9 protein-coding genes and 1 pseudogene are annotated in these 7,381 nt (G+C 69.1%); 4 read left to right on the forward strand and 6 right to left on the reverse strand.

Annotation, left to right across the window (positions count from 1 at the left end):
* Nucleotides 1-292 precede the first annotated feature (292 nt).
* Nucleotides 293-1,111 carry a M15 family metallopeptidase gene (locus ON39_RS35330; protein ID WP_040740683.1) on the reverse strand — a complete coding sequence of 273 codons (819 nt, stop codon included), beginning with the start codon at nucleotides 1,109-1,111 and terminating at the stop codon, nucleotides 293-295.
* A 195-nt stretch (nucleotides 1,112-1,306) separates the two neighbouring features.
* Between ON39_RS35330 and ON39_RS35335 the strand changes: the two genes are divergently transcribed.
* Together ON39_RS35335 and ON39_RS35340 are read left to right on the forward strand one after the other, a co-directional pair.
* Nucleotides 1,307-2,248: a hypothetical protein gene (locus ON39_RS35335; protein ID WP_146251272.1), complete on the forward strand. Its 942-nt coding sequence runs from the start codon at nucleotides 1,307-1,309 to the stop codon at nucleotides 2,246-2,248.
* Between the two features lie 135 nt (nucleotides 2,249-2,383).
* Complete coding sequence (locus tag ON39_RS35340; protein ID WP_051187508.1) at nucleotides 2,384-3,025, forward strand: PAS and ANTAR domain-containing protein; 642 nt, start codon at nucleotides 2,384-2,386, stop codon at nucleotides 3,023-3,025.
* Between the two features lies 1 nt (nucleotide 3,026).
* On the opposite strand, the gene ON39_RS35345 is transcribed toward ON39_RS35340, so the two are convergent.
* The 3 genes from ON39_RS35345 to ON39_RS35355 form a co-directional block, all read right to left on the reverse strand.
* Nucleotides 3,027-4,040, reverse strand: coding sequence for a YdcF family protein (locus ON39_RS35345; protein ID WP_040740685.1), 1,014 nt, complete (start codon nucleotides 4,038-4,040; stop codon nucleotides 3,027-3,029).
* Between the two features lie 125 nt (nucleotides 4,041-4,165).
* A complete protein-coding gene (locus tag ON39_RS35350; RefSeq protein ID WP_051187503.1) occupies nucleotides 4,166-4,468 on the reverse strand; it encodes an ANTAR domain-containing protein in 303 nt (100 codons plus the stop codon).
* A gap of 81 nt (nucleotides 4,469-4,549) precedes the next feature.
* Nucleotides 4,550-4,942, reverse strand: a complete 393-nt coding sequence (locus tag ON39_RS35355; protein WP_040740686.1) for a hypothetical protein — start codon at nucleotides 4,940-4,942, stop codon at nucleotides 4,550-4,552.
* 25 nt (nucleotides 4,943-4,967) lie between these two features.
* On the opposite strand from ON39_RS35355, the gene ON39_RS35360 reads away from it, so the two are divergent.
* The gene (locus ON39_RS35360; protein WP_157195571.1) at nucleotides 4,968-5,297 is read left to right on the forward strand and encodes a hypothetical protein; all 330 of its coding nucleotides are present in this window, start codon (nucleotides 4,968-4,970) and stop codon (nucleotides 5,295-5,297) included.
* On the opposite strand, the gene ON39_RS35365 is transcribed toward ON39_RS35360, so the two are convergent.
* On the reverse strand, nucleotides 5,294-5,950 hold the full coding sequence (locus ON39_RS35365; protein WP_051187505.1) for a hypothetical protein: 657 nt from the start codon (nucleotides 5,948-5,950) through the stop codon (nucleotides 5,294-5,296). The genes ON39_RS35360 and ON39_RS35365 overlap by 4 nt on opposite strands.
* A 248-nt stretch (nucleotides 5,951-6,198) precedes the next feature.
* On the opposite strand from ON39_RS35365, the gene ON39_RS35370 reads away from it, so the two are divergent.
* On the forward strand, nucleotides 6,199-6,879 hold the full coding sequence (locus ON39_RS35370) for an MspA family porin (protein WP_040740689.1): 681 nt from the start codon (nucleotides 6,199-6,201) through the stop codon (nucleotides 6,877-6,879).
* A gap of 48 nt (nucleotides 6,880-6,927) precedes the next feature.
* Here ON39_RS35370 and ON39_RS35375 read toward each other — a convergent pair.
* A pseudogene (locus ON39_RS35375) lies at nucleotides 6,928-7,381 on the reverse strand (alpha/beta hydrolase); the annotation flags it as partial.

Raw genomic sequence — 7,381 nt, forward strand, 5'->3', positions numbered from 1 at the left:
GATCCTGTTCGAGCAGGTGCAGGATGCTGCCGCCGGGGATGAGCGGCTCGGGCGCGAGGAACAGGGTGACGGTCGGACAATCGCAACCGTGGCCCAGCAGGCAGATTTTGCGGTGGGATGGATCGGGCATACCGCCTCCTCCATGAACGGGCCGACTATGGGCGGTCCTGGACGGATCGGGACTTCGGGAGCTGCCGATCACCGGATCGCCGTGGCGCTCCGACGGTCGACCGTGCCGCAGGTACCCAGTCTAGGAGCCGGAACCCGCCCGCGTACAGACGCCGAGCGGGGATCAGCGCACCGGAAAGTCGAAGAAGGTCTTCGGGAACGGCTCGTCCTTCAGCGTGAAGTGCCACCACTCCTCGGCCAGATTGGTGAACCCGTACTCCTCCATCAGCTCCGACAGCAGCGCGCGAACGGCCCGCTGGTTGCCGCCCACGGCCGGGTTGGCGGTGTGCGCCGCGGGATCGAAGCAGTCGTAGCCGGTGCCGAAGTCGAGCATGTTGTCGTGGAAGCGCTGGTCGGCGGGCAGGAAGCATTCGCGCAGCGGATCGCCGTCGCGATAGGGCTCGGGGTCGGCGGCGGGCAGCGCGACGATGGCGAGGTCCACGGTGCTGCCGCGACTGTGCCCGGACTTCTCGGCGATGTAGCCGTCGCGGAACAGGTTCGCCTTGTCGACCGTGGGATAGAACTCCTTCTTCATCTTCACGTCGCCGAGATCCCTTGCCCACGAGACGAAGTGGTCGACGGCGCGCTGCGGTCGATAGCAGTCGTAGGTCTTCAGCGTGAGGTTCATCGGCCGCAGTTCCTGCTGCACCTGTGCCAGCGCGGCCGCGGCCTGCCTGGTGAGCAGGCACTTGGGCGCCTCGTAGCCGTTCACCCGGGTGCCGAGGAAGTTGTGGTCGCCGAAGTAGCGGGCGTCGACCAGGATGGTCGGGTCGAGATCGGTGACGGAGACGAACGCCGTCTCGTCGGCCACCGGGGTCGACGCGAGCGGGGCGCTCGCCGCGGGGGCGTCGGGACCGGAGTCCCCGCACCCGGCGAGGGCGACGACCACCGCGAAAGCCAGCGCCGACGAGGCGGCGCGCCGTGACGAACGAACCGAGATCATGGGATCCTCCTCGCGACTCGGACTGGGGCTCAACCACATTCGCCGACGGACACGAGCATCCCACAGCCACCGCGACCCGGTGCCGGTTCCGCCGCTCTGCGCTATGGTTGTCGGCGTGACGAAGAGAATCGAGTCCCATCCCGCCCGGTGAGCGCAGTCCACGAGCGCAGTGCGCTCGCGCACCCGGATTCTTGTTTGAGGTACACCACCGCACAGGCGCGCCGCGTCGCCGAGGCGAGCGGCCTCGCCGACGCCTTGACCGCGCACGATGCGGACGAGCGGGTCTGGGACCAAGCCCTCGCCCTCCTGCTCCGCATGGTCTGCGCCGACGACCATCGCACCGAGATCGATCGTTACCCCGACGCCCGCCGGGTGCTCACCCTCGTCGCCGCGGGATCGGCGCGAGTGACGCCCACTCCGCGCCGGTGCGCCGACCTCGCCGCGCTCGTCGTCGACCTGCGCACGGGCGCCGCCGCGTGCCTGGACTGGGCCGAGTACGAGCGCGAGGCCGTGCTAGACCGGTTCCTGTCGGTCCTGCGCTCCCCGCCGTGGCGGCGAACGCTCGAAGGCGCGGTGGATTCGTGCGCGGTGCGGCGCAACCGATGGATCCGCGACGTCCTCGATCGAAATCAGGAAGCATTGGGCCGCAACAGATTCGAGGTTCACGTCGTTCGACCCGTCGCGCCGGGGCGCTCGGTGTCTTCCGGGGTTACGACCAGGATCCTGCTCGACGGCCGCCCGGTCATCGCCGAGTTCTTCCCGCAGGGTTCAGGCGAGGCGCCCGAGAAACTGCTGCGACGGCCTGGACTGTGGGCCACCGAACAACCTCGCCGGGTGCGACTCGCCGAGGCCAACTGCGCCGAAGGGTGTTGTGGCGCAATGGATGTCACGATCGTACGGGAGCTCGACCGGGTGGTCTGGCGAGACTGGGCGACACCGGGCCCGGTGCCACCCGAATTCCGTTTCCACGCAGTGGAATACGACCTGGAGGTGGCCGGCGCCGAGTATGACCATGCATCGGAGTGGTCCGGGTGGGCGAGCACGAGTCGCGACCCGAACGGTTCGGGCGCCTTGTCAAGGCCGCTACCGCCGATCCGGTCGGGCGGACGGCTCTGTCCGTCGAGACAGTACGGGTGACAGACCCCACAACCGGTGCCGGAAACGTAGCGGTGCTAGGCCGAATACCGGGTCGGGTACCGAACCGGGACCGATTCGGCGGATACTGGTGCGGTGACGCTGGGCGAAGAAGTTGCACCGGATGCGGTGAGCGCGATGGAACAGACCATCGGCTTCGATGCGTGCGCGGAGCCCGGATGGTTTCGTTTCTGGTTTGCCGACCAGCGATGGGAATGGTCCGACGAACTCGCCGCGATGTACGGGTACAAACCGGGCGAGGTGACACCGACGACCGAGCTGCTGTTATCCCACAAACACCCCGATGACCGCGAGCATGTCGCGGGCTGCATCGCCGCGGCGGCCGAGACCGGCCAGCCGTTCTACGGCAGGCAGCGCATCATCGATCGCACGGGCGAGGTGCGGGAGGTGATCGTCGTCGGCGATCTGATCTTCGACGAGGATGGGACGATCGTCGGCACCTCCGGCTACTACGTCGACGTGAGCGACCGGCTCGAGGAGCAGCGCCAGGAGGTGCTCGAGGAGGTCCTGCCGGAGGTGATCGAGGCGCGCGCCGTGATCGAGCAGGCCAAGGGCGCGCTGATCCTCGCGTACGGCGTGAACGCGGAGCAGGCGTTCCGCGTGCTGCGCTGGCGCTCGCAGGAGACCAACACCAAGCTGCGCGACCTCGCCGCGCAGTTCGTCGCCGAACTGCGGATGCTCAGCAAGGACAGCGCCGGGTTCCGCAACCGCTTCGATCACCTGCTGCTCACCGTCCACGAACGCGTGGACGCGTCCTGAGTCACCGGCCGGTCGGCAGCCCGCCGGTGACCAGTGCGAGCAGCAGCGGCAGGGCGACCAGCGTCAGGCACGTGACGGCGTTGGTCCACTTGTAGGCGACCACGATCGCGACGAACTCGCGCAGGATCGCGCTGGGCAGATAGTAGAACGCGGTGCGCGCGCCGGTCACCTCCGCGTCCAGCTTCAGCCTGCGGGCCAGGATCGCGGTGCGCAGGATGTGGAAGTTGCTGGTCACCAACACCATTCGGGTGGTCGCCCCGCGCTCGCCGAGCAGCCGCTTGACGAACAGCAGGTTCTCCCGCGTCGTGGTCGACCGTTCCTCGCGCGCGACGCTCGCCTCGGGAATGCCGCGCGCGAGGAGGTAGTCCGCCATGGCGGCGGCCTCCGACACCGCCTCGTCCGAGCCCTTGCCGCCGCTGGCGATGATCACCGGGCGGCGGCCCTCGGCGAGTTCGGCCCAGTAGATCTGGATCGCGCGATCCAGGCGACTTGCGAGCAGCGGGGACACCCGCGCGCCGACCAGGCCCGAGCCGTGCACGACGATCGCGTCCATTCCGGGCTTGTACGGCAACCACCCGTAGAGCAGCGAGTACACCAGGAAGCCGGTGAACACGAACCCGAAATAGCTCACCGCCATGATGAGCGAGGCCAGCAGCACCGAGCGCAGGCTGCCGGTCGCGATGGCGACGCCGAGCAGCACGTAGGGGACCAGCAGGACAATACCCGGCCCGATCGAGAGCAGGTTCGCGATGCGCATTCCCTCGCGGCGCACCATCTGCATACCGTTGGCGATCAGCAATCCGGCCAGCACGAGCACCACCAGCGGCGAGAGCACCAGGCCGAGTCCGACGAGCACCAGTGTCGGATCCGCCTGGTCTCCCGCGCCGATCGCCCACGCGACGAGGACCGCGACGCCGAGCAGCAGGTAGATTCCGTTGCTCAGTCGTCGGCGGTCCAAGTGGAACCGCAATGCGAAGACACCCAGCAGAACGAGGCCGACGGTGAGCAGGATCACCCGCGCACCGTAGCGGGCCGGTGACTTCCGCGTGCGACGGGGGCGGGTTCCGCGAGCCCAACGCAGCGGGATTGTCCGTTACGTCCCAACGGGTTTCGCGCGGACGCGGAGCGAATCGGCGCTGGTCAGTGTTCTTTGGACGGGCTGGGTTCGGCGATGTGCAGCAGGCGGTCCACCTTGGCGCGCAGTTCCGGGGGAGCGAGGTCCAGCGAGGGCAGTTCGGCGATCAGTTGGGCGGCCAGTGCGCGGAGTTTGACGTTGGTCGCCTGGGAGCGCCGCCGCAGCATGCGGAACGCCTGCTCCGCGTCGACGCCGTAGACCAGCATCAGCGCGCCCTTGGCCTGCTCGATCACCGCGCGAGCCGCCAGCAGATCGGGGGAGGCGCGCCCGAGGGACGGTTGGCCGCGTTCCTCGCATACATCGCTCATAGGCGGGGACTACCCAGCCGACCGATTGTTATGGGGCAGTTGGCAAACCTTCATATTCGCCCGCCAAGACTGGACGGTTCGTCACGTCGGCGGGTCGAGGCGCTCGAGCAGCCAGCCCGGCCCGACGGTGCCCGCGCCCAGCGCCTCGACGCGCTCGCGCAGCCCGCGATCCGCCGTCACGACGGTGATGGCTCGCGCGTCGCGCCGCTCGGCGGCGGCCGCCACCGCGTCGACGATCGCGTCGTCGCCCGACCCGTCCGCCAAGACGACCAGCACTCCGTCGACCGCCGTGTCCGCCGCCTTCGCCTGGCCCTCGAGCACCACGAGCACCTCGGTGTCCGCCGAACTCAGCTTCGTCAGCCGCTCGAGCAGTCGCCGAGCCGCGCCGGCGCGATCACGCCACCACCCGTCGGGCCGCGATCCGACGACGTTCGCGGCGTCGACGACGATGAGCTGTGCTGGGGCATCCGTCACGCGGTCCAGTCTGCGCTACCCGACGGTGTGCGGTACCGCCGGCACGATCGCAACGACAAGGGTGCACGGCCAGGACATCGCCGTCCCGCTGGGCCGCACCATCGAGCCGCCGGCCGACGCGGCGGCCACGGGCGCGACCACCGCGGTCCGCGTCGGCTGGCCGGTCTGGCGGAAACACCGCATCGACGGATTTGCTCTGCGCGCCACCGACATCGAGTGGTCCCACGGCGAGGGCGCGGAGATCCTCGGCCCGATCCGGGCGCTCCTGCTGCTGATCACCGGCCGCCCCGCCGGTCTGGAGAGCGTGACCGGCGCGGGCGTGCCGCGGCTGAGCGCGCGCATGCTCGCCGGTTAGGCGTCCACGGTCGAGACTTGCCTGCCCTCGGTCTCGTCCAGGGCGTCGTGCAGGTTCTTGATGACGCTCTTGGCGAGTGCGTAGTTGCCGACTCCGCCGACCACCGCGCCGATGCCGGCCGGGATCACCTTGCCGAACGCGAGCGCGCCGCGTTTGATGATGAACTGCACCAGGAATCGTTTGACGGGGGAGTCGTCCATGCGCCGGATGATCGGAAGTTTGTTGGCCAGCTTGGTATCCCACTGCTTGGCCGAGCGGTTCGCGGCGCCGAGGGCCTCGGTGCCCGCCTGGCCGAGCACCACCGCCGACACCAGCGGCGGGCGCGGGGACGCGGCCTTGCTCCCCGAAACCTCCGTCGCCCCAACGGCGTACACCGTGGACGCCTCGAGGAAGAACAGCGTGTCGGCGCCGGCCGCGGCCAGCCCGACCAGGGTGCCCACGCCGGGCACCGCCGCGCTCAACCCGACGACCACGCCGCTCGCCGTCACCGCGATCGAGTAGTGCCGCCCGAGGCGCTCGACCAACTGATCGGGCGATTCGCTCGGATGCCTCCCGCGCACGAACCCGGTGTATTTGCCGATCAGCGGCGCCTGCACCCGTGCCGACCTGTCGATCAGTGAGACGACACCCTGATCCAGGAACTTCCGCAGCATTGCACACAGCCCTTTCCGCCGGCTTTGAATCCATCGACCACAGAGTTGACCCGCCCGAGCCTACGGTTGTCACTCTCCGATAGAGATAATCCCCGCCGCTTCAGTTCCAAACATGGCGGCGGTTCCGGGTGCTCGGCGCCGCGATCGGCGCCGGCAAATTTTCTATGTGCCGTTTTTCGCCGGACTGGCTAGGCTCCAGCGAAAGGGGATGCCGCTCAAACTTTTTCGCTTCCGAGGAGCTATTTGTCATGTCCCGATATAGAAATTCGTTGCAGGCGGCCGGTCTCGGCATCGCCGCCACCGTGGCACTCGGCCTGTGCTCGGCCACCGCGGCGCGCGCGGACACCTATGTGCCGCTGCCCGGCGGCGAGATCGTCCGAACGCTGTCCGACGGCACCGTCGTGACGTTGCGGATCGTCGATGAGTCCGCCACGATCAGCCCGTCGATGGGCGCGACGCCCCTGCACCGCAACGCCTGGGTCTCCGGGCGCGTGGTCGTCGAGATCTCGGGCACGGGAGCGCAATCGGGCGGATTCATCTACCCCGGATACTCCGTCGGCTGCCAGGTGAACATCGCCGGTGGCGGCGCGGGCGCCGGCGCGCACGGTGGTCTCGACTGGAGCGACCCCGAGCAGGTCAAGCCCGAAGCGGGGGCCGAGACCAGCGGAAATCTGTCCGTCGGACCGGGGCGGGTCAAGTCGTTCTTCATCCTCGATCAGGAGTCACCCGACCTCTTCGGCGAGGAACGGCACTACCGATCCCACACGTTCGAGGGCAGCGGCGGATCGGTGACCTGGAGCGATACCACGATCGGCCTCAGCGGCTGCGCCGGCTACGCCCAGGCCAGGGCGTTCGCCGCCGTCGAGGTGTTCACCCCGACCGTCAGCGCCTGGATCAGCGTTTACGGTCAGCCCTTCAGCATCGGCTGACCGAGGTGGCCCCGGGAACCCCGGGGCCACGCCCGGCTGCCATTGTGTTCAGCTCGCGCCTCGCCCGGTCAGGCATTCTTCGAAGAAGCCGAGCGAGCGCAGGTGATACGACCGCGCGGCCCAGCCGAGGCTGATGTTGTGGCCCGCGCCGAGCTGACGTTCGACGAGAACGGTGGGCGCGCTGCGGAAGGCCGCTCGCAGCTCGCGGACCGCCTCGGCGTCCTGGCGCCACATGGCCTCGTACTCGGCGAAGGTGAAGCGGACGGGGACCGGGATTCTCGCCGCGACATCCGCGAATCTCGTTGTCCAGCTGTAGGCTTCGGCGTGCTCGGCGGGCGGAACCGGCCCGAGCATCGCCACGCCCGAGCGAAACGTGCCCGGTGGGTACAGCCGCAGCGCGCCCCAGTGCAGCCGCACCGTGTCCAGTGTCAGGCTGTTCGCGAACCGCGCACCCCACCCCGAGATGTCGAGGCCGAGCACCGCGCGAGTCCGCCGGAGTCGG

The organism is Nocardia tenerifensis NBRC 101015 (assembly GCF_000308715.1).
In the GTDB taxonomy this organism is placed as follows: domain Bacteria; phylum Actinomycetota; class Actinomycetes; order Mycobacteriales; family Mycobacteriaceae; genus Nocardia; species Nocardia tenerifensis.

Excerpts from the sequence above, each read along its gene's own strand:
- ON39_RS35330 (WP_040740683.1), bottom strand. The coding sequence starts at position 1,111 with ATGATCTCGGTTCGTTCGTCACGGCGCGCCGCCTCGTCGGCGCTGGCT.
- ON39_RS35340 (WP_051187508.1), top strand. The coding sequence starts at position 2,384 with ATGGAACAGACCATCGGCTTCGATGCGTGCGCGGAGCCCGGATGGTTT.
- ON39_RS35350 (WP_051187503.1), bottom strand. The coding sequence starts at position 4,468 with ATGAGCGATGTATGCGAGGAACGCGGCCAACCGTCCCTCGGGCGCGCC.
- ON39_RS35365 (WP_051187505.1), bottom strand. The coding sequence starts at position 5,950 with ATGCTGCGGAAGTTCCTGGATCAGGGTGTCGTCTCACTGATCGACAGG.
- ON39_RS35370 (WP_040740689.1), top strand. The coding sequence starts at position 6,199 with ATGTCCCGATATAGAAATTCGTTGCAGGCGGCCGGTCTCGGCATCGCC.